28 protein-coding genes are annotated in these 26,987 nt (G+C 64.7%); 12 read left to right on the plus strand and 16 right to left on the minus strand.

What is annotated here, in order from left to right:
• Nucleotides 1-56: 56 nt before the first annotated feature.
• Genes CH281_RS11160 through rplN form a run of 4 tightly spaced genes read right to left on the minus strand, consistent with a single transcriptional unit; the run spans nucleotide 57 to nucleotide 1,507 of the window.
• Nucleotides 57-242: a type Z 30S ribosomal protein S14 gene (locus CH281_RS11160; RefSeq protein ID WP_008718273.1), complete on the minus strand. Its 186-nt coding sequence runs from the start codon at nucleotides 240-242 to the stop codon at nucleotides 57-59.
• A gap of 4 nt (nucleotides 243-246) precedes the next feature.
• Nucleotides 247-819 (minus strand): 50S ribosomal protein L5, encoded by a 573-nt coding sequence (gene rplE / locus CH281_RS11165; protein WP_008718275.1) that lies wholly within the window; start codon nucleotides 817-819, stop codon nucleotides 247-249.
• Between the two features lies 1 nt (nucleotide 820).
• A complete protein-coding gene (gene rplX / locus CH281_RS11170; protein ID WP_008718278.1) occupies nucleotides 821-1,138 on the minus strand; it encodes a 50S ribosomal protein L24 in 318 nt (105 codons plus the stop codon).
• A complete protein-coding gene (rplN, locus tag CH281_RS11175; protein WP_027496320.1) occupies nucleotides 1,139-1,507 on the minus strand; it encodes a 50S ribosomal protein L14 in 369 nt (122 codons plus the stop codon).
• Between the two features lie 235 nt (nucleotides 1,508-1,742).
• Here rplN and CH281_RS11180 point away from each other — a divergent pair, with 235 nt between their 5' ends.
• The 4 genes from CH281_RS11180 to CH281_RS11195 are packed head-to-tail and all read left to right on the plus strand — an operon-like array spanning nucleotide 1,743 to nucleotide 7,925.
• Nucleotides 1,743-2,780, plus strand: a complete 1,038-nt coding sequence (locus CH281_RS11180) for an endonuclease domain-containing protein (RefSeq protein WP_027496319.1) — start codon at nucleotides 1,743-1,745, stop codon at nucleotides 2,778-2,780.
• Nucleotides 2,777-3,430 (plus strand): hypothetical protein, encoded by a 654-nt coding sequence (locus CH281_RS11185; RefSeq protein WP_032393353.1) that lies wholly within the window; start codon nucleotides 2,777-2,779, stop codon nucleotides 3,428-3,430. The genes CH281_RS11180 and CH281_RS11185 overlap by 4 nt, the downstream gene beginning before the upstream one ends.
• Before the next feature lie 17 nt (nucleotides 3,431-3,447).
• Nucleotides 3,448-6,567 (plus strand): helicase HerA domain-containing protein, encoded by a 3,120-nt coding sequence (locus CH281_RS11190; RefSeq protein ID WP_094694173.1) that lies wholly within the window; start codon nucleotides 3,448-3,450, stop codon nucleotides 6,565-6,567.
• 32 nt (nucleotides 6,568-6,599) lie between these two features.
• Entirely contained in the window at nucleotides 6,600-7,925 is a 1,326-nt protein-coding gene (locus tag CH281_RS11195) for an AIM24 family protein (protein WP_094694147.1), read from the plus strand.
• A 65-nt stretch (nucleotides 7,926-7,990) separates the two neighbouring features.
• Here CH281_RS11195 and rpsQ read toward each other — a convergent pair whose 3' ends face one another.
• From rpsQ to rpsJ, 11 genes are read right to left on the minus strand one after another with little or no spacing between them, the layout of a single operon-like run.
• A complete protein-coding gene (gene rpsQ, locus CH281_RS11200) occupies nucleotides 7,991-8,269 on the minus strand; it encodes a 30S ribosomal protein S17 (RefSeq protein ID WP_027496315.1) in 279 nt (92 codons plus the stop codon).
• Entirely contained in the window at nucleotides 8,266-8,511 is a 246-nt protein-coding gene (gene rpmC / locus CH281_RS11205; RefSeq protein WP_027496314.1) for a 50S ribosomal protein L29, read from the minus strand. The genes rpsQ and rpmC overlap by 4 nt, the downstream gene beginning before the upstream one ends.
• Nucleotides 8,511-8,927, minus strand: coding sequence for a 50S ribosomal protein L16 (gene rplP, locus CH281_RS11210; RefSeq protein ID WP_027496313.1), 417 nt, complete (start codon nucleotides 8,925-8,927; stop codon nucleotides 8,511-8,513). Before rplP ends, rpmC begins: the two co-directional genes overlap by 1 nt.
• Nucleotides 8,928-8,930: 3 nt before the next feature.
• Nucleotides 8,931-9,740: a 30S ribosomal protein S3 gene (gene rpsC / locus CH281_RS11215; RefSeq protein WP_027496312.1), complete on the minus strand. Its 810-nt coding sequence runs from the start codon at nucleotides 9,738-9,740 to the stop codon at nucleotides 8,931-8,933.
• Nucleotides 9,740-10,162 (minus strand): 50S ribosomal protein L22, encoded by a 423-nt coding sequence (gene rplV / locus CH281_RS11220; protein ID WP_027496311.1) that lies wholly within the window; start codon nucleotides 10,160-10,162, stop codon nucleotides 9,740-9,742. Before rplV ends, rpsC begins: the two co-directional genes overlap by 1 nt.
• Entirely contained in the window at nucleotides 10,159-10,440 is a 282-nt protein-coding gene (gene rpsS / locus CH281_RS11225; protein ID WP_008718309.1) for a 30S ribosomal protein S19, read from the minus strand. Before rpsS ends, rplV begins: the two co-directional genes overlap by 4 nt.
• Nucleotides 10,441-10,453: 13 nt before the next feature.
• The gene (rplB, locus tag CH281_RS11230) at nucleotides 10,454-11,290 is read right to left on the minus strand and encodes a 50S ribosomal protein L2 (RefSeq protein WP_008718311.1); all 837 of its coding nucleotides are present in this window, start codon (nucleotides 11,288-11,290) and stop codon (nucleotides 10,454-10,456) included.
• Nucleotides 11,291-11,329: 39 nt separating this feature from the next.
• Complete coding sequence (gene rplW / locus CH281_RS11235; protein WP_027496310.1) at nucleotides 11,330-11,635, minus strand: 50S ribosomal protein L23; 306 nt, start codon at nucleotides 11,633-11,635, stop codon at nucleotides 11,330-11,332.
• Nucleotides 11,632-12,309, minus strand: a complete 678-nt coding sequence (gene rplD, locus CH281_RS11240; RefSeq protein ID WP_008718317.1) for a 50S ribosomal protein L4 — start codon at nucleotides 12,307-12,309, stop codon at nucleotides 11,632-11,634. The genes rplW and rplD overlap by 4 nt, the downstream gene beginning before the upstream one ends.
• Nucleotides 12,306-12,971, minus strand: coding sequence for a 50S ribosomal protein L3 (gene rplC, locus CH281_RS11245; RefSeq protein ID WP_027496309.1), 666 nt, complete (start codon nucleotides 12,969-12,971; stop codon nucleotides 12,306-12,308). Before rplC ends, rplD begins: the two co-directional genes overlap by 4 nt.
• A 14-nt stretch (nucleotides 12,972-12,985) precedes the next feature.
• On the minus strand, nucleotides 12,986-13,291 hold the full coding sequence (gene rpsJ, locus CH281_RS11250; RefSeq protein ID WP_003938093.1) for a 30S ribosomal protein S10: 306 nt from the start codon (nucleotides 13,289-13,291) through the stop codon (nucleotides 12,986-12,988).
• 488 nt (nucleotides 13,292-13,779) lie between these two features.
• On the opposite strand from rpsJ, the gene CH281_RS11255 reads away from it, so the two are divergent.
• The 8 genes from CH281_RS11255 (at nucleotide 13,780) to CH281_RS11290 (ending at nucleotide 21,020) form a co-directional block, all read left to right on the plus strand.
• Nucleotides 13,780-14,274 (plus strand): hotdog fold domain-containing protein, encoded by a 495-nt coding sequence (locus CH281_RS11255; protein WP_094694149.1) that lies wholly within the window; start codon nucleotides 13,780-13,782, stop codon nucleotides 14,272-14,274.
• A 12-nt stretch (nucleotides 14,275-14,286) separates the two neighbouring features.
• Complete coding sequence (locus CH281_RS11260) at nucleotides 14,287-15,195, plus strand: prephenate dehydrogenase dimerization domain-containing protein (protein WP_032393354.1); 909 nt, start codon at nucleotides 14,287-14,289, stop codon at nucleotides 15,193-15,195.
• A gap of 32 nt (nucleotides 15,196-15,227) precedes the next feature.
• Entirely contained in the window at nucleotides 15,228-16,181 is a 954-nt protein-coding gene (locus CH281_RS11265) for an AurF N-oxygenase family protein (protein ID WP_032365692.1), read from the plus strand.
• Nucleotides 16,182-16,309: 128 nt separating this feature from the next.
• Nucleotides 16,310-17,281, plus strand: coding sequence for a daunorubicin resistance protein DrrA family ABC transporter ATP-binding protein (locus tag CH281_RS11270; RefSeq protein WP_027496305.1), 972 nt, complete (start codon nucleotides 16,310-16,312; stop codon nucleotides 17,279-17,281).
• Nucleotides 17,278-18,135, plus strand: coding sequence for an ABC transporter permease (locus CH281_RS11275; protein ID WP_032365639.1), 858 nt, complete (start codon nucleotides 17,278-17,280; stop codon nucleotides 18,133-18,135). Before CH281_RS11270 ends, CH281_RS11275 begins: the two co-directional genes overlap by 4 nt.
• A gap of 10 nt (nucleotides 18,136-18,145) precedes the next feature.
• Entirely contained in the window at nucleotides 18,146-19,000 is an 855-nt protein-coding gene (locus tag CH281_RS11280) for an ABC transporter permease (protein WP_094694151.1), read from the plus strand.
• Nucleotides 19,001-19,081: 81 nt separating this feature from the next.
• A complete protein-coding gene (locus CH281_RS11285; RefSeq protein ID WP_179274171.1) occupies nucleotides 19,082-19,936 on the plus strand; it encodes a glycosyltransferase in 855 nt (284 codons plus the stop codon).
• 148 nt (nucleotides 19,937-20,084) lie between these two features.
• Entirely contained in the window at nucleotides 20,085-21,020 is a 936-nt protein-coding gene (locus tag CH281_RS11290; protein ID WP_032365693.1) for an esterase/lipase family protein, read from the plus strand.
• Nucleotides 21,021-21,090: 70 nt separating this feature from the next.
• Here the strand turns inward: CH281_RS11290 and CH281_RS11295 are convergent, their stop codons facing one another.
• A complete protein-coding gene (locus CH281_RS11295; RefSeq protein WP_094694155.1) occupies nucleotides 21,091-26,949 on the minus strand; it encodes an amino acid adenylation domain-containing protein in 5,859 nt (1,952 codons plus the stop codon).
• Nucleotides 26,950-26,987: the final 38 nt, after the last annotated feature.

A 26,987-nucleotide genomic window follows, 5' to 3' on the forward strand; every position in this document is an offset into this window, starting at 1 on the left:
TTCCTTTCGGAACCCACGCCCATCAGCGTGGTGTGGTGAAGCCCGGAGGCCTCAGATCACCAGGAGCTCTTGCGAACTCCGGGAAGCTCTCCGGCGTGTGCCATCTCGCGCACGCAGATACGGCAGAGGCCGAACTTGCGGAACACGGAATGGGGACGGCCGCAGCGGTTGCAGCGAGTGTATGCACGCACCGCGAACTTCGGCTTCTTGTTGGCCTTGTTGACCAATGCCTTCTTCGCCATGGACTCAGTTCTCCTTGAACGGGAAGCCGAGGTGCTTGAGCAGCGCGCGGCCTTCTTCGTTGTTGGTTGCGGTGGTTACTACGGTGATGTCCATGCCGCGCGGACGGTCGATCTTGTCCACGTCGATCTCGTGGAACATCGACTGCTCGTTGAGGCCGAACGTGTAGTTTCCGTTGCCGTCGAACTGCGTGCCCGAGAGGCCGCGGAAGTCCCTGATTCGGGGAAGGGCAATGGAGACCAGACGGTCGAGGAACTCCCACATGCGGTCGCCACGGAGGGTGACGCGTGCGCCGATGGGCATTCCTTCGCGCAGCTTGAACTGTGCGATGGACTTGCGCGCCTTGCGGATCTCCGGCTTCTGGCCGGTGATGGCAGCGAGGTCTGCAACTGCGCCGTTGATCAGCTTGGCGTCACGGGCGGCGTCGCCGACACCCATGTTGACGACGACCTTGACGATGCCGGGGATCTGCATGACGTTCTCGTATGCAAACTCGGTGTTCAGGGCGTCTTTGATCTCAGCGCGGTAGCGCGCCTTGAGGCGGGGCTGTTCGCCCGCGATGTTCTCGGTGGTAGTCATCTCAGATGTCCTTCCCGTTCTTGCGGGAAACACGAACGCGCTTGCCGGATTCTTCGTCGGTCCGGTAGCCCACGCGAGTGGGGTTTCCGTCCGAGTCGACAACTGCGACGTTCGATACGTGGATCGGGGCTTCCTGAGTGACGATGCCACCCGAGGATGCGCCGCGCTGGTTGGCAGAGACCGCGGTGTGCTTCTTGATGCGGTTCACGCCTTCGACCAGAACCTTGGAGTCAGCGGGGTAGGCCTGAATGACCTTGCCCTTGGCACCCTTGTCCTTGCCTGCGATCACGAGAACGGTGTCGCCCTTGTGCACCTTCATTTACAGCACCTCCGGGGCGAGCGAGACGATCTTCATGAACTTCTTCTCACGCAGCTCGCGGCCGACCGGGCCGAAGATGCGGGTTCCACGGGGGTCGTGGTCCGGCTTGATCAGCACCGCAGCGTTCTCGTCGAAACGGATGTACGAGCCATCCGGACGGCGACGCTCCTTGACGGTGCGGACGATGACGGCCTTGACGACCTCACCCTTCTTGATGTTTCCACCGGGAATGGCGTCTTTCACCGTAGCTACGATGATGTCGCCGATTCCGGCGTAGCGACGTGACGAACCACCGAGAACGCGGATGCAAAGGATTTCCTTCGCGCCCGTGTTATCAGCGACGCGTACTCGCGACTCCTGCTGAATCACTAACTTCTCCTTGACCTGGATGTACGTACGTGCCGGATTTCCGTCCCGACACGCGCGGTCGGCTGCCTAGAGCGGGCGCACGAAGACACACCGCTGCCACAGGCAACCGGTCAAGTGTAGGGGAACGCCGATGCCAGAGCCAAATCGCCGTCACGGAGACGTGCTCGCCCCCTACGTGTCGGACCTTGTCGGTACGGTTCGGAGATGGGGCAACAGGGGTGGGCGGGGAGCAGCTGTGACCGGGAACGGTGAGTCCGCAGGCTGGTGGTCGAGTCTTCCCGCAGATCGAGTGACTCGACTTCGCGGGGCGTCCGAACGCGAGCTCGCCGAATCCGCGAACCCGCTCCCCGCCGACGCACCTGCGATCGTCTTCTTCACTGTCGACGAGTCGGCATCTCATCGTTCGGCAGACCTGGTCGAGATGGTGGTCACGTCGCTGGAGACCGCAGCGGTCGACTCGACCGCGCTGTGGCTCCCCGAGTTCGAGCACAACGCAGGGACCTCCACGTTGGAGCGGCGTGCCGCTCGCACGTCCGCCGTTCGCCTGGCTGCCGACTCGGCACACTTCGGCCCCTACATAGCGGCTCTGGCCGAGTCGGCCTCCTCGGGGCGGCCGATACGCCGGGCGGTGTTCACCGTCGAGACCCGCGCGGCAGGTTCGGCGCGAGCTCTCGCGGCAGCTCACGGCCGCAACATTGTCGCTCTTGTGCTGGTCGTACCCGACGCCGTGGACGCCGACTTCGTGTCGACCGCAGCGGAATGGCTGTGTGCTCACGCACGGGCGGGCGTGTGGCTCACCGGCGGTGGCTCGTCGAGGATGGACAGATTCCCGTCCGTATCGGTGCGCGCACCCGAAGTGCCTGCCGGCGTCAGCACTGTCCTCGATCGCTTCCGGCCGTTGAGCTATCCGCCGATCGCCGGACACCCACACCCGGCGAGCGATCCGGAGAAGCGCCTGTACAGAGCGCTGGACCAGCACGAATGGGCCACCGGTCGAGAGCACAATCGCTCGATTCGGCTCGGCGAACTCAGCCGTCCGTTCACAGTCGACGTACTGTGGCGCACCGAGAGAGTCATCGTGGAAATCGACGGCGACGAGCACCGTGCCGCCCAGCGCTTCGCCGAGGACCGCGTGCGCGACAACCAGCTGCAGACACACGGGTACATGGTGTTGCGGTTCACCAACGCTCAGGTGATGGACGACCCGCACCGCGCTGTGGCTACCATCCGCGAGGCAGTATCGAGAAGACGATCGAAGGGGGATCCTCGATGAGTACCGAAGACCTGAACGGCACCGAAGCAGCAGTACTGCTCGTTCTGATGGCCGAAGCGAGTCCGGTGAAGAACAGCGCCCTCAAGGCACTCGGCCCCGAACTACCGAAGGCTTCCCGCGACAAACTGAAGAATGCGGGATTGATCGAGGTCGATTCTTCGGTGCGCCCGATGACCCTGGAGCTGACCGACAGAGGGTGGCGCACCTGCGGTGAGCTCATCGGCGGTGAACCACCGGCTCGGTCGACAGGCGCAGGCAAGGCCATGTTCACCGTGTTGGCAGGGTTACGTCGCTGGCTGGATCGCACCGACAGCCGTCCGGCCGATGTGTTTTCGCCCCGCGGGGACGAGACCGCACCCCTCGACAGCTCCGAGAAGGCCGACAAGACCGTCGACATCGAAGCCTCGATTCGCGCGGCCTACGCACGGCTCGCACGTGAAACCGGTAGCACCGTTCGGCTGTCTCGCTTGCGAAACGAGTTGCGAGACATCCCTCGTGGCGATCTCGACGATGCACTCGCACGGCTGCGCCGCGCCGCGGACGTCTCGCTGATACCCGAGGAAAACCAGAAGACGCTGACCGACGAGGAACGCGCTGCGGCCGTCGTCGTCGGTAATCAGCATAACCACCTTCTCTCGATCGAATCATGATGGGCGTGAACTCCACGATGACGGACAACGAGCAGATCCGGGCTCTGGAATCGGTACGGCTGAGCTGGGCCCCGACCCCCGACGACGTGTGGCGTTCGCAGTCCAACGTGCACGTTCCCGGTATGCACGAGCGGGTGTTCCTCGAGGTGATGAACGCCTACGACGACGCGGAGACGTCGGATGACGCCAGTCCGCTCGGAGTCGTCGTACGCGGGCCGGCCGGATCCGGCAAGACGCATCTGCTGGGGCAGGTGCGCGAGGAGGTGCAGCAGAAGGGCGGGTACTTCTTCCTGATCAGGCTGCTCGACGCCGCGGGCTTCTGGCGGTCGACTCTCATGGGGATGCTCGACGACCTGATGCGGCCCTCCGGCCAAGGATCCGACAGCCAACTCGCACTTCTGCTGCGTCGCTTGTGCACGATCGGTGACATTCCCGACGAACAACGCGCAAAGATCATGGGCGAGAACATGATCGACGCCGAGACGCTGAACGACTTCGTCACCGCCGTATACAAGGTCCACCCTCGACATCGGCGTACCTCGCAGCACACGCTGCGCGCCTTGGTGCTGTCCATCGCCCCCGATTCGGCCGTCCAGGATCTCGGTGACGCATACCTGCAGTCGATCGACGACGTCGATGCCGAAGAATTCTCGCCCTGGGGAATCCGCCGGGCCGAGCTCGGTCACCAAGGCATTGCCGAGAACATCTCACGACTGCTGGCCATCACCGGTCCGACAATTCTCGCGATAGACCAGATCGACACGTTGGTCGCGCAATCCCGAACGGGATCGGATCAGGAGTTCGCCGACGCACAGGAAGACAAGGTCGTCGAGCAACTGGCGCACGGTCTGATGTCGCTGCGCGAAACGCTTCCTCGCACCGCGTCGGTACTCTCGGCTCTGTCGAGCGCGTGGGAGTTGATCGCCGCCCGCGGCGTGGCACCGACGCGCGACCGCTTCCGAGTGACGCAGCCTCTCAAGCCGATTCCGTCGTCCGACATCGGACGCCTGTTACTGGGACGACGTCTGGCGGCGTGCTTTCTCGAGGCAGGCTTCACCCCGCCGCATCCGACGTGGCCGGTGGCACCCGACGCATTCGAGCAGGCCCCGGACTTCACTCCGCGGCAGCTGCTGATCGCGGTCGACCGTCACATCAGGCACTGCCTAGACACCGGCGTGGCGTCGGAGTTGGAGAGTTTCACGGACAAGTCCGGGCCCGCGGATGCGCAGGACCTCCCCAAAGCACGGGTCGACGAACTCGACATACTCGACGATCGCTACGCAGAACTGCGCAAACAGGTCGACGTCTCCATTCCGCTGAAGCCCGACAGTGAGGACTCGATCGTCCCCGCACTCCTGTCTGCGGGCCTGACCGCGTGGATCCACGAGCATCAGTCCTCGGACGACAGCCTTGCCCAGGACCCACCTCCGAGCGGCAAGCCTGCCCTGCATGCCAGGCTGCGACATACCGTCGACACCGATACGGACGACGAGGAGCACTGGTGCTTCCGCGCGGTCACCTCCGGCAACGCCAGGGCCGCGCTGGCCCGTGTGGAGCGTGCAGTGACCACGGCCGGCCTCAGGGCAGACATGCCGAAACGGCGACTGATCCTCATCAGAAACGACCCGTGGCCCAATGGCGCGAAGACCGAGCAGACCGTCGCCGCTCTGCGACGTGCCGGCGGCATTGTCGTTCCGTTCGGCGACGAGGATCGCAGGGCCTTGGCGGCTCTGTCGGTCCTGCTCGCCGAGAACTCCCCCGCTCTCACGTCGTGGTTGCTCGCACGCAAGCCCGCACACGAGGTCGAACTGTTCTCCTCCGTGTTGCCTGCAGTTAGCGTCGTCGACGACGACACCGCATTGATCGAACCCGAGAACACCGTCGCGGCCGAACCGATTGCGAGCCGCCGGCCGTCGATCGTCGCCGGGTCGGAAGTGAGCACCGGTGCGGACGTCGCAATCCAACTCGAGGCGCTCCGTAAGCACACAGCGATCTTCGCGGGTTCCGGATCAGGGAAGACGGTACTGATTCGCCGACTGGTGGAAGAATGTGCGCTGCAAGGTGTTTCGGCGATCGTGTTGGACGTCAACAACGACCTGGCTCGCCTCGGCACCGCGTGGCCCGAGGACGAACGGACGTGGCCGCCGGGCGACGAGGCCAAGGCGGCGGCGTATCTACGCGACACCGACGTCGTGGTGTGGACGCCCCGCAAGTCGGCGGGCCGACCGCTGAGCTTTCAGCCACTGCCCGATTTCGTCAGCGTTCTCGGTGATGCCGACGAGTTCGATTCCTCCGTCGAATCCGCATTGGCGTCGCTCGAGCCCGCCGCCGGCGTCCTGGGTACTTCCCAGAAGGCGAAACACGGCCGCGCAGTGCTGAAGTCGGCGCTCGATCTCTTCGGTCGACGCCCACAGGGCGGCACGCTGGCGGACTTCATCGACCTGCTCGAAGAATTGCCCGAGGACACCAGCGATCTGCGCGATGCCGTACGGATCGCGCAGGGACTGGCCGAAAATCTGAAGGCTGCCGTGGCCAACGACCCCATGTTCGCAGGGGCGGGCACCCCGGTCGACCCGGCAGTGCTGCTGACTCCGGCCGACGGAAAGAAGGCCCGAGTATCGGTGATCAATCTTGCGGGCCTGACCACCGACGAGCAGAAGCAGAGCTTCGTCAATCAGCTGCAGATGGGCCTGTTCTCCTGGATCAAGAAGAACCCGGCGGGTGACCGGCCGCTCGGCGGACTGTTCGTGATGGACGAGGCGCAGAACTTCGCCCCCTCCGATCGCACGACCGCAGCGACACACAGCACACTTGCGCTGGCGTCGCAGGCGCGTAAGTACGGTCTCGGTCTCGTGTTTGCCACGCAGGCACCGAAGGGGTTGCACAACCGCATCGCCGGAAACGCGTCGACGCAGTTCTACGGACTGCTCAACAGCCCGTCCCAGGTCGAGGCGGCCAAGGAGATGGCCCGCGTCAAAGGCGGCTCGGTACCCGATGTCGGCCGTTTGCCCGCGGGGCAGTTCTACGCTGCCGTCGAGGGCGCAGAGTTCCGGCGAACCGCCACTCCCCTGTGCCTGTCCTACCACCCGAAGAGCCCGCCGACCGAGGAAGAAGTCATCGAACTCGCGCGTTCCTGACAGCACGCGTCGACACTGGCACACTGGATCCGATGAAAAACCTCGCTCGCGGGGAGAACTGCCCCGCTCCGACCGGCCGGCTGACGGTGACACTTGCCGCCTCGACGTCGGTCGACGTGTCCGCGCTGCTGTTGGGGCCGGACGGACGGGTGCGTTCGGACGCGGATCTGGTGTTCTACAACCAACCCGAGGGCGCGGGCCTCGAGTACCAGCGCGGGCCGTCCGGCCATCTCGTCCTGATCGATCCCTCCGCGATTCCAGCCGATATCGAGACCGTTGCCATCGCGGCATCGCTGGACGGTACCGGTCCGGCAACGTTCGCTGCCGCCGGACCGACATCGGCGACCGTCTCCGACACGTCGGGCGGTGCGATCGTCGGATTCACCGCCGACGCACTCGGCGACGAGAGTGCTCTCGTCATCCTGGAGTTCTATCGCCGCAACCAGCAATGGAAAATCCGGGCGGTGGGCCAGGGGTACGCCGATGGGTTGGCGGGCCTGGCCACCGCGTTCGGTATCAGCGTCGAGGACGACGATCCGCCCACACCCGAGGCACCGACGGCACCACCCTCGCACCGAAGCGAAGCGATCGTGAATTCACCTGTCCCACAAGGAGTCCTGACCATGAGAAGTGAACTGTTCGCGCCCGCCCACGCCGAAGTTCCCGGATCGGGGATTCAGAAACAGGGCAGCAAGATGTGCCGGGTCGGCATGAACGGCGAGATCATGGCTCGGGCCGGCTCGATGGTCGCGTACCAGGGCACTCTGCAGTTCGAGGCCAAGGGCTCCGGGGGTATAGGTCGAGCCCTCAAACAAGCCCTGTCCGGCGAAGGCGTCCCTCTGATGAAGGTCACGGGCCAGGGCGACCTGTTCCTCGCCAACGCCGCACAGGACGTCCATCTGATCGATCTCGACGGTACGGACGGGCTCACCATCAACGGGGCCAACGTTCTCGCGTTCGACTCCTCGCTGAGTTACGACATCAAGCGTGTCCAGGGTGCCGCTGCGGGTGGAAACGCGGGGTTCTTCAACTGTGTGTTCACCGGTCGGGGCCGTATCGCCATCACCACCGACGGAGTGCCGGTCGTCCTGAACGTCGACCAGCCGACGTTCGCCGACCCGCAGGCAGCAGTTGCGTGGTCGTCGTCTCTGCAGACGAGAGTGAAGAAGAACGACTCGTTCGGGCTCGGAACGTTGATCGGCCGCTCGACCGGAGAGAGGTTCACGCTGGAATTCGCCGGCCAGGGGTTCGTGGTGGTGCAGCCGTCGGAACAGCCGCCGGGTGGACTGGTCGGCGGTACCGGTGGCGGTGAGCAAGCAGGCGTCGGCGGAGCACTGGGCGGCTTGCTGGGCAGGTAAGCCGCATGCTTCGGAAAGCACAAATGCCCGCCCCCGGGAAGGGAGCGGGCATTTTTGTGCAGGTACTACTTGGCCTTTTCGAGAACCTCGACCAGTCGCCAGTGCTTCGTGGCGGACAGCGGACGGGTCTCCATGAGCTGAACGCGATCGCCTACGCCGGCGTCGCCCTTCTCGTCATGTGCCTTGACCTTGGTGGTGCGACGAATGATCTTGCTGTAGAGGGGGTGCTTGACCCTGTCCTCGAGCTCGACGACGATCGTCTTCTCCATCTTGTCGGATACGACGTAGCCGATCCGAGTCTTGCGGTTGTTGCGCTCTTCAGTCACAGTCTTTTCCTCGCTCATGCCGCGTCACCTGCAGTGTCCTCGGAAGGACCAGATGCCAAGCCGAGCTCACGCTCGCGCAGGACGGTGTAGATGCGCGCGATCTCGTGACGGACGGTGCGCAGTCGACGGTTGTTGTCCAACTGGCCGGTAGCCATCTGGAAACGAAGGTTGAACAGCTCTTCCTTCGACTCACGCAGCTTGGTGACCAGCTCTTCACCGGTGAGCTCGCGGAGCTCTGCGGCTGGGGTTCCGGTAGCCATCAGAACTGCTCCTCCCTGGTGATGATGCGTGCCTTGATGGGCAGCTTGTGGATGGCGCGAGTCAGTGCCTCACGCGCAATGGTCTCGTCGGGGTACGACAGCTCGAAGAGCACGCGACCCGGCTTGACGTTCGCGATCCACCACTCGGGCGAACCCTTACCGGAACCCATGCGGGTCTCGGCAGGCTTCTTGGTGAGCGGGCGGTCCGGGAAGATGTTGATCCAGACCTTGCCGCCACGCTTGATGTGGCGAGTGATCGCGATACGAGCGGACTCGATCTGACGGTTGGTGATGTAGGCGGGCTCGAGAGCCTGAATGCCGTAGTCACCGAATGTCACCTGAGTTCCGCCCTTGGCGGCACCCGAACGCTTCGGGTGGTGCTGCTTGCGGTGCTTGACCCGGCGGGGGATCAACATGCGTCAGCCCTCCTGAGTGGGCTCGGTCGAGGCCGGAGCCTCGGTTGCGGATGCCGCGCGGCCGGCCTCGGTGCTGGTCGCCGTGGTGCCCGAGGCACCGCTGCGACGCGGACGAGTGGGACGCTCACGACGGGGACGGTCTGCACCGGCGGCCGGAGCCGCAGCGGCAGCGAGTTCACGCCGTCCGCCGACGATGTCGCCCTTGTAGATCCAGACCTTGACGCCGATGCGGCCGAAGGTGGTCTTGGCCTCGTACAGCCCGTAGTCGATGTCGGCACGGAGCGTGTGCAGGGGAACGCGTCCCTCGCGGTAGAACTCCGAGCGAGACATTTCAGCGCCACCGAGACGGCCGGAGCACTGAACACGAATGCCCTTGACATTCGGCTGACGCATGGCCGACTGGATGGCCTTACGCATCGCGCGACGGAATGCGACGCGATTGCTGAGCTGCTCGGCAACACCCTGGGCCACGAGCTGAGCTTCGGACTCGGCGTTCTTGACCTCGAGGATGTTGAGCTGAACCTGCTTGCCGGTCAGCTTCTCGAGCGCTCCGCGGATGCGGTCGGCCTCGGCACCACGGCGACCGATGACGATGCCCGGACGTGCCGTGTGGATGTCCACGCGAACACGGTCACGAGTGCGCTCGATCTCGACCTTGGCGATACCCGCGCGCTCCATGCCGGTGGCGAGGAGCTTGCGGATCTCGACGTCTTCCTTGACGTACTCCGAGTACTGCTTGTCTGCGTACCAACGCGACTTCCAGTCAGTGGTGATACCCAAGCGGAAGCCGTGCGGGTTGATTTTCTGACCCACTACTGAGCCCCTTCCTTGGACGCCTGGCCCTTACGACGGTTACGAGACGTTCCGCCGGTCTTGGGCAGGCTTTCGACGATCACCGTGATGTGGCTGGTGCGCTTGCGGATCCGGAATGCCCGGCCCTGAGCACGCGGCTGGAATCGCTTGAGGGTCGTGCCCTCGTCGACGAATGCAGTAGCGACGATCAGCGTGCTGGGATCGAGATCCAGGTTGTTCTCGGCGTTGGCGGCTGCGGACGCGATCACCTTGGCGACCGGCTCGCTCGCTGCCTGCGGCGCGAACTTGAGGATGTTGAGCGCGTCCTCGACGGAGCGCCCACGAACCAGATCCACGACGCGACGTGCCTTCATCGGCGTGACGCGAACGTGCTTCGCTACGGCCTTGGCAGTCGGATTGGCGGTGGGGGTGAAGTTGGTCATCGCCTCTTCGCCTTCCGGTCGTCCTTGATGTGACCCTTGAACGTGCGGGTCGGTGCGAACTCTCCGAGCTTGTGGCCGACCATCGAGTCGGACACGAACACCGGTACGTGCTTGCGACCGTCGTGGACGGCGAAAGTGTGACCGATGAAGTCGGGGAGGATTGTCGATCGACGGGACCAGGTCTTGATGACCTGCTTGGTTCCCTTGTCGTTCTGGACGTCAACCTTCGCGAGGAGGTGATCGTCTACGAACGGGCCTTTCTTCAGGCTGCGTGGCATTCTGAACTCCCTCCTAGCGCTTGTTCTTGCCGGTACGACGACGACGGACGATGAGCTTGTCGCTCGCCTTGTTCTTGCGGGTACGGCCTTCAGGCTGTCCCCAGGGGCTGACCGGGTGGCGTCCACCGGAGGTCTTGCCCTCGCCGCCACCGTGCGGGTGGTCGACCGGGTTCATCACGACACCACGAACGGTCGGGCGCTTGCCCTTCCAGCGCATGCGGCCGGCCTTACCCCAGTTGATGTTCGACTGCTCGGCGTTGCCGACCTCGCCGACGGTTGCGCGGCAGCGCACGTCGACGCGACGGATTTCACCGGACGGCATACGCAGCGTGGCGTAGGGGCCTTCCTTACCGAGGAGCTGGATGCTCGCTCCGGCGGAGCGGGCCATCTTCGCGCCACCACCCGGACGGAGCTCGACCGCGTGAATGGTCGTACCCGTCGGGATGTTGCGCAGGGGCAGGTTGTTGCCGGGCTTGATGTCGGCATTGGCACCCTGCTCGATCGGCGAGCCCTGGGCGATGCCCTTGGGTGCGACGATGTAGCGCTTCTCGCCGTCTGCGAAGTGCAGCAGTGCGATGTTCGCGGTGCGGTTGGGGTCGTACTCGATGTGAGCGACCTTGGCCGGCACGCCGTCCTTGTCGTTGCGACGGAAATCGATGAGACGGTACGCACGCTTGTGACCGCCACCCTTGTGCCGGGTGGTGATACGACCGTGTGCGTTACGTCCACCGCGACCGTGCAGCGGGCGGATCAGCGACTTCTCGGGGGTCGAACGCGTGATCTCAGCGAAGTCGGACACGCTGGAGCCACGACGGCCCGGGGTTGTCGGCTTGTATTTACGGATTGCCATGAGTCTTCTCGTCCTCTATATCCGAAGAGTCCCAGTCGCTTACGCGACCGGACCTCCGAAGATCTCGATGGGCTTGCTGTCGGCGGAGAGCGTTACGAGCGCGCGCTTGGTGTCCTTGCGCTTGCCGTAACCGAACCGGGTCCGCTTACGCTTGCCCTGACGGTTCATCGTGTTGACGCTGGTCACGGTGACGTCGAAGATCTTCTCGACGGCAATCTTGATCTGCGTCTTGTTCGAGTCCGGGTGCACCAGGAACGTGTACGTGCCTTCTTCGATCAGTCCGTAGGACTTCTCGGAGATGACCGGTGCCAGCAAGATGTCGCGGGGATCGGCGATCGTGGTCACTTGCTTGCCTCCTCGTTCTTTGCAGGCCCAGCGATGAAGGTGTTCAGCGCTTCCACGCTGAAAACGACATCATCGGCGTTGAGCACGTCGTACGTGTTGAGCTGGTCGGGTGCGATGGGGTGCACGCCGTCCAGGTTCTGAACGCTCTTCCAGGCTGCGATGTCCTCGCGGCCGACGACGAGCAGGACCTTCTTGCGGTCCGAGATCTCGGCGAGGAACGTCTTCGCACCCTTGGTGGACGGAACCTGTCCGGCAACCAATTCGGTGATGACGTGCAGGCGCTCGCTGCGGGCCCGATCGGAGAGGGCTCCGCGCAGTGCGGCGGCCTTCATCTTCTTGGGGGTCCGCTGGCTGTAGTCGCGCGGCTGCGGTCCGTGGACCGTGCCACCGCCGACGAACTGAGGAGCGCGGGTCGAGCCCTGACGGGCGCGGCCGGTGCCCTTCTGCCGGTACGGCTTCTTGCCGCCGCCGCGAACCTCGCCACGAGTCTTCGTGGAGTGGGTTCCCTGACGAGCAGCTGCCAGCTGTGCGATGACGACCTGGTGCAGCAGCGCGATGTTCGCCGGTGCGTCGAAGATCTCCGCGGGGAGATCGACGGTGCCGTTGGTCTTGCCGCCGGCTTCCTTGACATCGAGCGTCAGCTTGGTCTCGGTGTTCTTCTCGAGGCTGGTCATGCCCGTGCACCACCCTTCAATGCAGACTTGACGATCACGACGTTGCCGCGACGGCCCGGGATCGCTCCCTTGATCAGCAGCAGACCGTTCTCGCTGTCCACCTTGTGGACCGAGAGGTTCTGCGTCGTGACGCGGTCGCCACCCATACGTCCGGACATGCGCATTCCCTTGAACACGCGACCCGGCGTTGCACAGCCACCGATGGATCCGGGACGACGGTGCACAGCCTGTGCACCGTGGCTCGCGCCCTGTCCCTTGAAGCCGTGACGCTTCATGGTTCCGGCGAAGCCCTTGCCCTTGCTGGTGCCGGTGACGTCGACGTATGCGCCGTCCTCGAACACTGCAGCCGTGAGCTCCTGGCCGACCTCGAACTGCGAGGCGTCGGCAACGCGAATCTCCACGATGTGGCGACGCGGCGTGACACCTGCCTTCTCGAACTGGCCGGTGGTGGGCTTGTTCACCTTGCGCGGGTCGATCGCACCGAATGCGACCTGGACGGCGCTGTAGCCGTCACGTTCCTGGGTGCGGATCTGGGTGACCACGTTGGGGCCTGCCTTGATCACGGTCACCGGAACGACGCGGTTGTTCTCGTCGAAGACCTGGGTCATTCCGAGCTTGGTGCCCAGAATTCCTGTCGCAGGCCGGTTCTTGTTATCAGTCATCGTTGTCTCCGCGCTCACTGGATGTTGACGTCGACACTGGCCGGGAGGTCGATGCGCATGAGCGCGTCCACCGTCTTCGGTGTCGGGTCGAGGATGTCAATGAGCCGCTTGTGAGTACGCATCTCGAAGTGTTCGCGCGAGTCCTTGTACTTGTGCGGCGAACGGATGACGCAGTACACGTTCTTTTCTGTCGGCAACGGCACCGGTCCGACGACGCGGGCACCCGTACGGGTGACCGTTTCGACGATCTTGCGCGCTGACGCGTCGATCGCCTCATGGTCGTAGGCCTTGAGCCTGATGCGGATCTTTTGTCCCGCCACGCTTAGTGTCCTTTTCTTGCCGCTTGGTCGTAGAACGGGCCGTTCGGCCTGCTCCACCTCGTCTGCACAGTCCCCGAGCCGGGGGAATCCCTCCGACTCGAACTGCCTTCGTGCACACACGACAGTGAAAAACGTTGACGACCAGGCGTGACCTGTATCCGTTGCCGCTCTTCATCTGTCATGGTTCTCCGGTCCACGCGGTCGGGCGTGTCGCGATTCCGCTCATTCTTCTGCGCTGAAACTTTCGCTTCAACCATCCGAGGGAGGAAACCCACACCGATCGAGCTGGTGGTCCGGACGCGCTCACGTGGAGCGCTGGTCTCATGTTCTGCTCAGCCGATCTCTCGATCGACTCACCTGGTTCAGGCCGCACGCAAGCGCGTCCCGTGTCCAGGCAACCCGACCAGTATGCCGCAGTGTGCGCGACAGATCAACTCGGGGTCGATCCATACGCTCCGCACGACCTTACTCAGCAGTAAGGTAAGCCCATGAACACAGTCGCAACCACCACCGGGGCCACGTATCGAGCCTGGTCGAAGCTCCCGAACAACACTATCGGATCCACCGTGTTCTCGATCGGCATGTGTCTTCGTGTGCCCTACTTCGCGTCCGTGCTGCCGCGGGTGGTTGCGCTGGAACCGGGGCGCTGCGAGGTCACGGCCCCGAAATGGCTGGGGATCCGCAACCACCTCGGCACGTTCCACGCGATCGCCGCGTGCAACCTCGCCGAGGTTGCGATGGGGATGCTCGCCGAGGCCACCGTTCCGACGTCGCACCGCTGGATCCCCAAGTCGATGACCGTCCAGTACCTGACGAAGGCGACCACGTCACTGCGCGCGGTGGCAGAACTCGAGACCATTCCCGACTTCGCGACCATCACCGACGGATGCGAGATCGTCGTGCCGGTTGCCATCCATGACACCGCGGGCGTCGAGGTGGTGCACGCCGACATCACGATCTGGGTATCTGCAGCCTCTCGTTGACATACTCGACCGATGGACACGGTGACGCGGTCGGAGCAGCAGAACTCGGTAGTGGTGGTCGGGGGCTCCGGAGCCGTCGGCCGGCTACTGGTCGACCTCCTGCGCAGCGACGGCGTGCAGGTCACCGTCGTCGACGCTCGAGCCGCTTCGACATCGGTCGACGCCGCGACGCTGGTCGGCGACATCACCGCACCCGACCACCGCGTCACAGCTGCACTGTCGACTGCGTCGACGATCGTGCTCGCTGTGCCCGAGTCCGTGGCACTGTCGGCCGATCTGAGCGCGGTACGCCCCGATGCACTGCTGGTGGAGACGCTGTCGGTCAAGTCCGGCTACTCGCAGTACGCCGGCCGCGGCGGACACCTCGGCCCGACGCTGGGCATCAACCCGATGTTCGCACCGTCCCTGGGCATGAACGGACGCCCCGTTGCCGTCGTCGTGCACCGACCCGGCACCTCGGCCGACGCGTTCGTCGACAGACTGCAGCACTGGGGTGGCCGGACCGTTCTCCTCGACGCCGAGCGTCACGACCGACTCGCTGCGGCGACCCAAGCGCTCACCCACGCCAGTGTTCTCGCGTTCGGGCTCGCCCTGGCCGAGCTCGATCTGCCGTTCGCCGACATCGACGCCGTCGCTCCTCCCCCACACACGACGATGCTCGCCCTCCTCGCACGCATCACCGGTGGGGAGCCCGAGGTGTACTGGGACGTTCAGGCAGGTAACCCACACGCCGCCGACGCGCGGGCGGCGCTGCACCGCGCGACGCAACTGCTCGGCGAGACCGTCGAATCCGGCTCGGAGCCCGAGTTCGCCGAACTGATGAACCGAGCAGGCAGCGCCCTCGGCAGCTCCGCCGATCGCTATCGATCCGTCTGTGCCGAGTTGTTCGGTATCGTTCGAGGTTCCGGCGACAATTCGTGATCGCCGGTCCGGACGCGGAGGCGGGGCACACGATGTTGGAACAGCCGACCTTGCCGGAGCACGACCCCCACGATGTCGTCGAGAGCGCGGTCGTAGCGCGGTTGGCGAAGAACTGGTCGCAGCGTGCCACCGTCAAGAAGCCCGAACCCCAGTTGGACGATTTGTTCGACACGACCAAGCGAGATTTTCCCGACGCCTTGATCCCGTTCGGAGAACACGACACATTCCTCGGTGCCGAACCGGAACAGCAGGATCGGCTGCGCGCCTGGGGCTGGATCGCGTTCAACAAGAACGTGATGGATGTCGAGCAGCACGTCGTTCACCCGGGGTTTTCGCTGCTCGCCCAGGATGTGTTCGAGACCGGGATGGGCGACACCCTTGCGGTCGCGGTGACTCAGGCCATGGTGGACGAGCAGTACCACACGCTGATGCACCTCAACGCCAGTGCGGCGACCCGTCGCGGTCGCGGTTGGGCGTTGTCCGAACGATCCCTGCCGTTCAGTTCCACCGTCCGTCGCCAGCGGACCGCTCAGGCGACCAGCGACGACCCCTGGTCTGCGGCGATCAGCTCGCTCGCCTTCATGACGGTCGCAGAGATCTCCATCACGTCGTACCTCGATCTGATCGAGGACGACGACGTCATTCAGCCGATCAATCGGGCGACGGTCAAACTCCACAATCGCGACGAGTACTGCCACGCATCGATTGCCGACGACATGGCGGCGATCGTCTTCGACAGGCTCGGATCCAACGATCGACAGAAGTTTCTCGACGGCCTCGTCGACGGCATGGATGCGTTCTCGAGCAGCGACTTCTCGACGTGGGCCCGCATTCTCGAACTCGAAGGTGTCCGCGGAGCCGAGGCCATGATCGCCGACGTCGAGGCCGACAGGAGCCGTCGAGCGCTGGTTCAGGACTACAGCGGACTGCGATCCCTGTGCCGAAAGCTGGACGTCGAGGACAGTATCGATATCGATTGGGGCTGACGGCAGAACATCTGCGACTGCAATCCACAGGTAACATTTCCCGGCAGTTCCCCTATCAAGTAGTGGCCCTCCCCTCCACGGGCCCCGGCACTGCCCCGGCCCCATTCACCCCACAGCTCGGAGATCCGATGTCGTCAGCTCAGCACGCAGCCGTACACGTGGAGGACGTACACAAGTCCTTCGGCGATGTGCATGCGCTGCGCGGCATCAGCTTCTCGGCCGAGCGGGGAACCGTACTCGGCATCCTCGGCCCCAACGGCGCGGGCAAGACCACGACTGTCAAAGTGCTGTCGACGCTGATCGCGCCCGACAGCGGCCGAGCCTTCGTCGCCGGCCACGATGTTGCTGCCGACGCTCCCGCGGTGCGGCGGTCGATCATGATGACGGGCCAGTACGCCGCCCTCGACGACACTCTTTCGGGGCGCGAGAACATCGAATTGTTCGGCCGCCTCATGGGTCTGGACAAGAAGGCTGCCAAGGCTCGCGCCAAGGCCCTGCTCGACGAATTCGACCTGTCCGATACCGGCAAGCGTCCGGTCCGCGGTTACTCCGGTGGCATGCGCCGTCGTATCGACATCGCATGTGGCCTGGTCGTGCGTCCCGAAGTCGTGTTCCTGGACGAGCCGACCACCGGACTCGACCCTCGAAGCCGACAGGGTGTGTGGTCGTTGGTCGAGGCACTGAAGGCGCAGGGCATCACCGTGTTGCTGACGACGCAATATCTCGAAGAGGCAGACGTACTGAGCGACAACATCATCGTCATCGACAAGGGCACAGTTATCGCCGAAGGTACGTCCGATCAGCTCAAAGCCATGACCGGCGGTAGCTACTGCGAAGTGGTGCCTCTCGATCCAGGTCAGCTACGAGCAGCGGCCGAGGCGCTGGGCGAGATGGTGCCTCCGGCGGTGCACGCCGAGATCACTGCCGCATCCGACCGCCTGTCCGTGCCGGCCCCCGACGGTGCCGCAACGCTGTCCGAGATCCTCCGCCGTATCGACGCCCGTGGCATCGTGCTGGCCGACATCGCGTTGCGCCGACCCTCGCTCGACGACGTCTTCCTCACCCTCACCGGCCATTCGCAAGCGAGCCCCACGCCGTGACGGCCACGACGCGAGGCGTCTCGAATACGCGTGCGGTCACCGCTCCTCGGACAACCACCGGGTCGACGACGCAGCAGCCCAAACGCCGGTCACGAACGCGGCCGTCCGGCTTCGTGCAGTGGCAGGCACTGACCGGACGTGCACTGTGGACGATGCTCACCCAGGGTGAGCTGCTGATCGCGGTGATCGCTCCGCTGATCTTCACTATCGGCTTCTACCTTCCGCTCAAGTTCGTGATGGGCCTGCAGGGCATCGACTACGCACAGTTTCTGATGCCGATCATCGTGCTGCAGGCAATGGCGTTCACCGCCATCTCCGCCGCGCAGAGGGCATCGACGGAGGCGATGAGCGGACTCAACTCTCGGTTGAAGACGATGCCCGTCGTACGCGGCGTCCCGCTGGTGTCGCGAATCTCGAGCGGTGTCGTCCGTTCACTGGTATCGCTCGTATCCGCACTCGGTTTCGGCTACGTCATCGGCTTTCGCTTCTCTGCAGGATTCGGTCAGGCCCTGTTGTTCTGCGCGCTCGCCATGCTGATCAGCACCACGTTGTCGATCGGTGCCGACGCAATCGGAACGCTGTCGAAGAGCCCCGAAGCGACCAGCCAGGTGTTGACCCTGCCCCAGCTGATCCTCGGCATGGCCTCGTGCGGATTCGTTCCCGAAAGCGGCTTCCCGGAACTCATCCGACCGTTCGTTCGCAATCAACCGATTTCGCAGTTCTCTTTCGCTATGCGCGACATGGCCGAGGGCGGAGTCAGCTTCCAGGTGTTGTGGCCATCCCTCGCCTGGGTGGCCGGCCTGCTCCTGTTCTTCGTCCCGCTCGCCATCTGGGCGAGCTCGAGACCAGAATGACGAGTCCGAGATGACGATGACAGAAGCGTCGGTGAACGCTGCACGCGTATCCAACCTGACCTTTCCCGAACCCAACATGGCCCTGCGAGAAGGGTCGATTCGTGCGCTCGGGACACACAGCCTGATCCAGGCCAAACGACTTCTGATGCGATGGATGCGCGATCCGTCGACGATGATTCAGGCGTTGCTGTACCCCGCGTTGATGCTGGTCATGTTCCGTGTCGTGCTCGGAAACTCGATTTCCGCGGCCACCGGATCGCCGGCGATCTACGGCCAGGTGCCGATGATCGCTCTGGTCGGAGCCATGTTCGGGTCCATCGTCAGCGCTGTCGGACTCAAGGGCGAACGAAAGTCGGGTCTGTTGGCCCGGTTCTGGACAACGCCCACTCACCGTGCGGCCGGCCTACTGGGCAGGATGATCGCCGAAGCAGTTCGGGTGCTCGTGACCACCGTGGTCATCATCTGTGCCGGTGTAGCGCTGGGGTTCAGGTTCACCCAGGGAATTCAGGCCGGCATCCTGTTGCTCCTGATTCCTGTCGTGTTCGGTATCGGGTTCGCAGTCATGGTCACGTTCCTCGCCACGGTGGCCGGCGACGCACCACTGGTCGAAGTGGTGTCGATCTTCTGCACGTTGTTGATGTTCTTCAATGCGGGATTCGTCCCCGTCCTCGCGTATCCGCTCTGGCTGCAGCCGTTGGTTGCAGCGCAGCCGATGTCGGTTGCGGTCTCCGCGATGCGCGCGCTGGCACTCGGAGGGCCCGTCATGACTCCGATTCTCCAAACTCTCGCGTGGTCTCTGGGAATGGTCGTGATCTTCCTCTACCCTGCGATCCGGGGGTACAAGAAGGCATCTGCGTCGGGCTGATCGCGTAGTCCGGGCCGACATTTCTACGTTGGGGGATTCGTTGTGGTCGACCGGGCACGACCTGAGCATCCGTCGGTATCGGTGATCATTCCTGTCGGCGGCCTCGATCCGCACTTGGACGCACAGTTGCAGGCTCTGGCCGATCAGGATGTCGGGTTTCCGTTCGAGGTGCTCGTTGCGGACAACACGCGAGACGGGGACCTCGGCGAATACGTACTCACTCATCCTTTGCGAGAGCGGCTGCGGCTCAGGTCGGTCGATGCTTCCCGCGAGACCGGAGCGGGTTACGCACGCAACTGCGGCGCCCGGGAGGCGTCCGGCGATCTGTTGGCGTTCTGCGACTCGGACGATGTCGTGCACTCGTCGTGGCTCACCACGCTCGTACAGGAGGCGTCGTCGTTCGATGTTGTCGGTACTGCGGTCGAAACCGACACGCTGAACAGCGTCCGGGCGCTGTCGTGGACGCCCACGACAGCGCCGGAGAACCAGGGCCGCACCGACTTCCTGCCGTTCGCGATCGGCGCGAGTATGGCCTGCTGGGCATCGGTCTACAGCGATCTCGGCGGCATGGACAACCGCTACCGAGCAAGCCAGGATGTCGAGTTCAGTTGGCGGGCGCAACTGGCGGGTTACACCTTGGGGTTCAGTACCGAGGCAGAAGTGGCGTATCGACTGCGTGACGAGCTACGCCCTCTCCTGCGCCAGTCTTTCCGCCTCGGGTTCGGCTTCGCCAAGCTTCGCGGAATCTACCGGCTCCAAGGGTGCCCGGCACTGAAAGTGCGCCGAGTCGCGTCCTGGTGGATGGCGCTGCTGCTGCGCAATCCCCTGCTGCCGACGTCGCTGACCGGGATGTCACGCGGCCATTGGCTGCGTGCGTTCGTCATCCGGGTCGGCGAGCTTCGCGCAGGAATCAGATACGGAGCCATCGGTTGGTGATGTCCACCACGCGGGCTCGCCGATCGGCCTGCCCGACCGGCACCCTTGACCTGCACGCCTGTTACGCCTGTGTGTCCGGCTGTTACGGTCGGTGACGCAGATGCAGGTGACAGCGGCGGATTCCCACGCCCCGGACGAGATAGAGGCCATGCCGAAGAAGTTCACGAGAGTATTGCCCACGGCGATTGCTGTCGCGGTGGCCGGTGCCCTGTCCTTCACCGGGACGGGCACAGCGGTCGCTGCGCCCTCGCCCACCGGAACCTCGGTTTCTGCCACGCCTACCCTCGAGGGTGCCAACGACTTCGGCTGTGTTCCCAGCGCGGCCCATCCCCGTCCGGTCGTGCTCGTCCACGGAACCAAGATGGATGCGTCCACGTGGAAGATCCTGGCACCGCAGCTGAAGAGCGAGGGCTACTGCGTCTTCGCACCCAACTACGGCGGAGTATCGCTGCTGCTCGACCCGGGCACGACCATCTGGGGCTCCGGCGACATCGCTGAGTCGGGCCGTCAGATCGGCCGTTTCGTCGACGAAGTTCTCGCGGCGACCGGTGCCGAGCAAGTCGACATGGTCGGCCATTCGCAGGGCGGCACCGCCACTCGGCAGTACATGAAGTTCGATGGCGGCACCGATGCGCAGGACCCCGCCCGCAACAAGGTGCACACACTGGTCACACTGGGTGCCACCAACCACGGCACGACCTTCGGTGGTTTGCAGCAGCTCTCCGAACTGCTCACCTCTCTCGGCCTGCCCGGCGACGCACTCACCCCCCTGACATACAACATGGCGGGTGCCCAGCAACTCGTCGGTTCGACGACGCTGACGAGCTTGAACGAAGGCGGAGACGTCGAACCAGGGGTCGAGTACACCGTCATCGCCACGCGCAACGACACCGTCTCGACACCGCCCGCGAACACCTTCCTCAAGTCCGGCGACCCTGCGATGGTGCACAACGTCTGGGTTCAGGACGTGTGCCCCACGGCGACGACGTCCCACGTCGGTCTCGTCGCCGATCCTGCTCCCCTGTACATGGTGAAGACCGCACTCGATCCCGATTACGCAACCACCACGCCCGCACCCTGCTGAACATTCTCCACACGCAACGACGAAGGCCTCACGACACGGTGTCGTGAGGCCTTCGTCGTTGCCGAACGGATTACCGGTGCAATTCCGCGTCCAGCACGGGCCCGATCTCGGTCGATGCCGGCGACGACGCCATCTGCCAGTGGGTCGAATGGACCGGGACGACCGTCATGCCCTCGCTCAGCGCACCGCGCCATGTCGCCGCCGCCACGTTGCCCGTGGGATCGTCGGTGACCGATGCGAACAGCAGCGCTCGTCCTGTGAAGGTCTGTGGCACATAGGTTTCGATGAGCTCTGCCGATTGTGCGATCCCGTCGAGTATCCCGGCGACCCGTTCGCGGGAAATCGAGTCGAAAGGTGCCGGCATCGACTTCAACAGTTCGGCCACGGAGTCGACCGTGAGTTCAGCGATCTCGAGGTGGTCGTCCGCACCGACACCCAGCCCGCCGAGAATCTCGTCCGCCGATACCGGCCTGTCGACGAGGTGGTCCGACCCACCCGCAACGAACGAGTCCATCATGGCCAACGTCGAGACCTCGTAGCCCTCACGTTGCAGTTGCACGGCCATCGCATGCGCGATCAGTCCGCCCATGGACCACCCCAGCAGGTGATACGGGCCCGACGGTTGCACGGCGCGAATCTTGTCCACGAATACCGCAGCCCACTGTTCTATCGACTGCGGCACAGGTTCTGCACCGGACAGCGCGGGCGACTGCAATCCGTAGATCGGACGGTCGTCGCCGATGTGTGACGCCAGGGCACCGAAGGCCCAAGACAGACCCACGATGGGGTGGATACAGAACAGCGGGGCCGAAGAACCGCCTACCCGTAGAGGTATCAGGACCTCGAGCCCGCTTGCTTCCGCTCCGTCGACTCCCGATGCCGTGGCAGCAGTGATCCGTGCCGCAAGGGAGGCAACGGACGCGTCCACGAACAACCAATTCAGAGGAACAGGCCGACCACCGAGGGCCCCCTTCAGCGCGGAGACCAACTTGACGGCCAGCAGAGAGTTGCCGCCGAGCGAGAAGAAGTCGTCGTCGAGTCCCACGCGTTCGACTCCCAGAACGTCCGCGAACACACCGGCAACAGCTTCCTCCACCGGTGTCTGCGGCGCCCTGAACTCGCGGGTCTCGAACTCCGGACTCGGCAGCGCACGACGATCCAGCTTTCCCGCAGCGTTGAGCGGTAGAGCGTCGAGCACCACGAAGGCCGACGGAACCATGTAGGACGGCAGCGTAGAAATTGCCTCCGCCCGAACGAGCTCGACATCGATGTCGGTACCGGGTGTAGGAACCAGGTACGCCACCAACGACTCACCGACCGCCGAGTGCGACACCACGACGACAGCCTGACTCACCGACGACCGCGCCGTCAGCGCAGTCTCGATCTCTCCCAACTCGATTCGCTGCCCACGGAACTTGACCTGAAAATCGGTGCGACCGATGTACTCGAGCCGATCGGCATCCATCGACCACCGCACCAGATCACCGGTCCGGTACATCCGCGTCCCCACGCCGTCGAACGGGTTCGCCACGAACCGCTCCGCCGACAGGTCCGGCCGCGCAACGTAACCCCGCGCCAACTGCACACCCGCCAAGTACAACTCCCCCGGAACGCCCGCCGGTACCGGATGCAGACGCGAATCCAGCACGTGCACCGAGGTGTTCCACTCGGGCACACCGATGGACACCGATCCGGACCCCGCCCCGTCCTCGGAGACATCGCGATAAGTGACGCTGACCGCCGCCTCGGTAGGCCCGTACAGGTTGTGCACCCGCGCATCCGACACTGCCCGACAGGCATCGACGGTACCCGCGGGCAGCGCCTCACCGATGACGAAAACATGACGCAGCGACGCGATCGACTGCGCCGACACCGCTTCGACGAACACCGTCAGCATCGACGGCACGAAGTCCGTCACGGTCACCCCGTGCCGCGCGATATCAGCGGCGACCGCCTCGACGTCACGCTGCGCGCCCGGGGCAGCAACGATCAACCGACCGCCGGTTCGCAGCGGCAGGAAGAAGCCCCACAGCGAGACATCGAACGTCGTCGCCGTTTTCTGCAAGTACACATCCGACGCATCGAGGCCGTATTCCTGCGCCATCCAGGCCATCTGGTTGACGATGGCCCGGTGTTCGATCGCCACGCCCTTCGGACGACCGGTCGACCCGGACGTGAACAACACGTACGCCAGGTCGTCCCCGGCGGCGCGCGGAAACACCACCGACCCGGACGGCTCCGGTGGATCGGTGATGTCGACGACCGGAACAGCGGTCGCCGTGACGAAACCATCTCTGGCCGTGGACAACACGACCACCGGGGCGGCCGTGTCGAGAATGTAGTCGTTACGTTCGGTCGGCTGATCCGGGTCCACCGGAACGTACGCCGCGCCCGATCGCAGCACCGCATACATGCCGACGACCAACTCGACGGACCGCCGCATCGCGAGCCCCACCAGAACACCTGGCCCGGCACCGTGCTCCTGCAACAGCTGCGCAGTCGCGTCCACCCGAGCCGAGAACTCCCGATACGTCAGCGACCGTTCGCCGAACACCACCGCGACCGCGTCGGGCGTGTCGGCCACCACCCGATCGAAGCCGTCCAACAACACCTCAGCGGATTCGATGGCCACCTCGTCGCCGTTGCCGCGCACCATGATTCGTTCACGCTCGGCCGAATCGAGAACGTCGATATCACCGACCACGCCATCCGGACGAGCGGTCACCGCCTCGAGTACAGCCACCAACCGTCGCCCGAACGACGCCACCGTCGACTCGTCGAACAGATCCGTCGCGTACATCAGCTCGCCGGCCAGACCTGCGCCGTCTCCGAGTTCGGTGAGCGTCACCTGGAGATCGAACTTTGCCGACGCCGCCCCGGACCCGAATGCCTCGACGCCCAGATCGGGGAGCTCGAACGATCCCTGGGAGAAGTTCTGGAAGAACAGCGCTACCTGGACCAGCGGGTGCCGCCCTTGCGATCGCACCGGATCGAGTACCTCGACAAGACGCTCGAAGGGTACGTCCACATTGTCGAATGCCTCCAGGTCGGAGGTACGTACGGCATCGAGTACCGCACCGAACGAGGCGTCTCGAGCGATCTGCGTTCGCAGGACCACCGTGTTGACGAACATGCCCACCAGGTCGTCCAACCGTGCGTCGCCGCGACCACCCACCGGTGCTCCCACGGCGATGTCGGACGTCCCGGACAACGTGGCCAGCAGCACCGCCAACGCTGCGTGCACCACCATGAACGCGGTGGCGTCGTGCTCGCGTGCACACTCGAGTACGCGGGTGTGCAGTGCAGCGTCGATCTCGAACGCCGTCACCGCCCCCTGTCCCGATGCGACCCGCGGGCGCGGCCGGTCGGAGGGCAGATTCAACTGCTCGGGGAGGCCGTCGAGCGTGCGACGCCAATAGTCGATCTGCTTGCGGGCCAACGACTTCGGGTCCGATTCGGAGCCGAGCATGTCGAGTTGCCAGAGTGTGTAGTCGACGTACTGGACCGGCAGCGGTGCCCACTGCGGTGCCGATCCGCCGTGCCGCGCGAGGTACGCAGTCATGACGTCGCGGGACAGCGGGGCCATCGAGAGCCCGTCCGCCGAGATGTGGTGTGCAACGAAGGCCAGCACGTACTCCGGTGCTGCACCGGCGGGGTCCGTGATGTGGAACAGCCGGACACGAAACGGGATCTCGACGGTGACGTCGAATCCCCGGGTGAAGAACTGTGTGACCGCAGCGAGCGCGTCGTCACGAGCGATGCGGACCACGTCCATCCCGACGTGCGTCTCGGCCTCGTCCCGCACCTGTTGATACCCGACACCGTCGATCTCCGGGTACACGGTGCGCAACGATTCGTGTCGACCGACCACGTCCCCCACGGCAGCCTGCAGCGCGTCGACATCGAGTTCTCCGCGCAGCAACAGAGCGACCGGCACGTTGTTGAGGGCGGAGTCGGTGTCGAGGCGGTTGAGAAACCACATTCGCTGCTGTGCGGACGAGAGCGGGATGCGCTCGGGCCGCTGCCTCGACGTGTCCAGCGCAGCTCGAACCGGACCGTCCGCCGAATCGGCGGCCTGCGCCAAGGCCTCGACGGTGGAGGACTCGAACACCGAGCGCGCCGGAACATGGACGCCCAGAGCCGAACCCAATCGAGCCGCAAGCTGTGTGGCGATCAGGGAGTTACCCCCGAGCGCGAAGAAGTCGTCGTCCAGGCCGACCCGTTCGACCCCGAGCAGCTCGACGAAGATATCGGCCACCACATGTTCGGTAGTGGTCGACGGGGACCGGAACTCCGCGGCCTCGAACACCGGTTCCGGCAGTGCGTCTCGGTCCAGCTTGCCGGTGGGAGTCAGCGGGATCGAATCGATCCGTGTGATCACCGAGGGCACCATGTGCGCAGGCAGACTCCGCCCGGCCTCGTCCAGCACCCGGTCCAGGTCGACGTCCGTCCCTGCCACCGGCAGTACGTACGCTGCGAGAACGGTTGCGCCGGTGGGACTGCGGTGACCGAGGGTCACCGCGAAATCGACCCCGTCCTGCGCGGTGAGAACGGCGTCGATTTCACCGAGTTCGATTCTGAAGCCTCGGATCTGGACCTGAAAGTCGTTGCGGCCCAGGTATTCGATGGCCCGTCCGGACGCCACTTCCCGCCAGCGCACCAGGTCACCGGTGCGGTACAGTCGGCTCTGTTCCGAGTTTCCTTCGGCTGCATACGGATTGGCGACGAAACGCGCAGCGGTCAGCGCGAAGCGTCGATGGTAACCCCGCGCAAGGCCGGCACCGGTCAGATACAACTCCCCCGGCACCCCGGCGGGCACCTGCCGCAACCGGTCGTCGAGCACGTGGTAGCCCATGTCCTTGGTGGACGGCCCGAGCAGCACGGCTTCGCCCGCGTTCAAGGGTGGCGAGATGTTGCACACCATCGACGCTTCGGTGGGGCCGTAGACGTTGTGAAAACGTCTGCCCGGTGCCCACTTCGACATCAGTTCCGAGGTGAAGGCCTCGCCGCCGATCGCGAGCACTCGCATGTCGGGCACCTCTGCCGGATCGAGTGAGGCCAGCGCCGCCGGGGTGATGAACGCATGGCTGACGCGGTGGTGGCGGAGCATGTCACCCAGATCGGAACCGCCGTAGACGCCGGGCGGGACGATGACCATCGTCGAACCAGCGCCCACAGCCATCAGTAGCTCCAGCACGGACGCATCGAAGCTGGGGGACGCGAAATGCAGTGTGCGCGAATCGGAGTCCAGCCCGTAGATCTCGACCTGAGTGGAGGTCAGCGGTGCCAGCCCGGCGTGGGAGACGGCGACGCCCTTCGGCAGACCGGTCGAGCCGGAGGTGTAGATGACGTACGCGAGCGTGGACGGGCGAATCGGTGCCCGTCGGTCGTCCGCCACGACGGGATCGTCGGACAACCCCTGGAGTGCGCCTTCGGTGTCGGACGAGTCGAGGCTGATCCACGACACCGACGTCGGCATCGCATCTTCGAATTGTGTTGCAGTGACACCCATTCGCACGCCGGAATCGTTCACCATGTGCGTGATGCGGGCGGCTGGGTAGTTGGGGTCGATGGGCACGAATGCAGCACCGGTCTTCGCCACGGCCCACTCGGCCGTGACAGATTCGATCGAACGGGTCAGTGCCAGAGCCACGAAATCCTCGGGGCCGACCCCGCGTTCGATGAGCAGCCGGGCCAGCCTGGACGACCGGGAGTCGATCTCCCGATAGGTGAGCGACCGGGTGCCGCACTCCACCGCTATACCGTCCGGGTTCTTTTCCACCGCCGCGGCGAGCAGAGTCGGCAGCGCGACCGTACGGGCCGGTCGCTGTCGGGTGGGTCGTGCACGGGTAGGCCTGGGGCGGCTCGACCGTCCACCCACTCGGCCGCCCGACTCGGACGGTGTGCCGGTCGATCCATCCGAACTCATCTGAACTATGACTCCTCACCAGTGTTGCCCCGCGCTCG

The sequence above is a fragment of the Rhodococcus sp. 06-221-2 genome, assembly GCF_002258365.1.
Lineage (GTDB): Bacteria > Actinomycetota > Actinomycetes > Mycobacteriales > Mycobacteriaceae > Rhodococcoides > Rhodococcoides fascians.

What these genes read in the sequence shown, in the direction of transcription:
- CH281_RS11195 (WP_094694147.1), top strand. Translation starts at nt 6,600, where the DNA reads ATGAAAAACCTCGCTCGCGGGGAGAACTGCCCCGCTCCGACCGGCCGG.
- rplB (WP_008718311.1), bottom strand. Translation starts at nt 11,290, where the DNA reads ATGGCAATCCGTAAATACAAGCCGACAACCCCGGGCCGTCGTGGCTCC.
- rplC (WP_027496309.1), bottom strand. Translation starts at nt 12,971, where the DNA reads ATGACTGATAACAAGAACCGGCCTGCGACAGGAATTCTGGGCACCAAG.
- CH281_RS11255 (WP_094694149.1), top strand. Translation starts at nt 13,780, where the DNA reads ATGAACACAGTCGCAACCACCACCGGGGCCACGTATCGAGCCTGGTCG.
- CH281_RS11290 (WP_032365693.1), top strand. Translation starts at nt 20,085, where the DNA reads ATGCCGAAGAAGTTCACGAGAGTATTGCCCACGGCGATTGCTGTCGCG.
- rplX (WP_008718278.1), bottom strand. Translation starts at nt 1,138, where the DNA reads ATGAAGGTGCACAAGGGCGACACCGTTCTCGTGATCGCAGGCAAGGAC.
- CH281_RS11270 (WP_027496305.1), top strand. Translation starts at nt 16,310, where the DNA reads ATGTCGTCAGCTCAGCACGCAGCCGTACACGTGGAGGACGTACACAAG.
- rplP (WP_027496313.1), bottom strand. Translation starts at nt 8,927, where the DNA reads ATGTTGATCCCCCGCCGGGTCAAGCACCGCAAGCAGCACCACCCGAAG.
- CH281_RS11190 (WP_094694173.1), top strand. Translation starts at nt 3,448, where the DNA reads ATGACGGACAACGAGCAGATCCGGGCTCTGGAATCGGTACGGCTGAGC.
- CH281_RS11265 (WP_032365692.1), top strand. Translation starts at nt 15,228, where the DNA reads ATGTTGGAACAGCCGACCTTGCCGGAGCACGACCCCCACGATGTCGTC.
- CH281_RS11295 (WP_094694155.1), bottom strand. Translation starts at nt 26,949, where the DNA reads ATGAGTTCGGATGGATCGACCGGCACACCGTCCGAGTCGGGCGGCCGA.
- rplD (WP_008718317.1), bottom strand. Translation starts at nt 12,309, where the DNA reads ATGACCAGCCTCGAGAAGAACACCGAGACCAAGCTGACGCTCGATGTC.
- CH281_RS11260 (WP_032393354.1), top strand. Translation starts at nt 14,287, where the DNA reads ATGGACACGGTGACGCGGTCGGAGCAGCAGAACTCGGTAGTGGTGGTC.
- CH281_RS11280 (WP_094694151.1), top strand. Translation starts at nt 18,146, where the DNA reads ATGACGATGACAGAAGCGTCGGTGAACGCTGCACGCGTATCCAACCTG.
- CH281_RS11160 (WP_008718273.1), bottom strand. Translation starts at nt 242, where the DNA reads ATGGCGAAGAAGGCATTGGTCAACAAGGCCAACAAGAAGCCGAAGTTC.
- rpmC (WP_027496314.1), bottom strand. Translation starts at nt 8,511, where the DNA reads ATGGCTACCGGAACCCCAGCCGCAGAGCTCCGCGAGCTCACCGGTGAA.
- rpsS (WP_008718309.1), bottom strand. Translation starts at nt 10,440, where the DNA reads ATGCCACGCAGCCTGAAGAAAGGCCCGTTCGTAGACGATCACCTCCTC.
- rpsQ (WP_027496315.1), bottom strand. Translation starts at nt 8,269, where the DNA reads ATGAGCGAGGAAAAGACTGTGACTGAAGAGCGCAACAACCGCAAGACT.
- rplV (WP_027496311.1), bottom strand. Translation starts at nt 10,162, where the DNA reads ATGACCAACTTCACCCCCACCGCCAATCCGACTGCCAAGGCCGTAGCG.
- CH281_RS11185 (WP_032393353.1), top strand. Translation starts at nt 2,777, where the DNA reads ATGAGTACCGAAGACCTGAACGGCACCGAAGCAGCAGTACTGCTCGTT.
- rplE (WP_008718275.1), bottom strand. Translation starts at nt 819, where the DNA reads ATGACTACCACCGAGAACATCGCGGGCGAACAGCCCCGCCTCAAGGCG.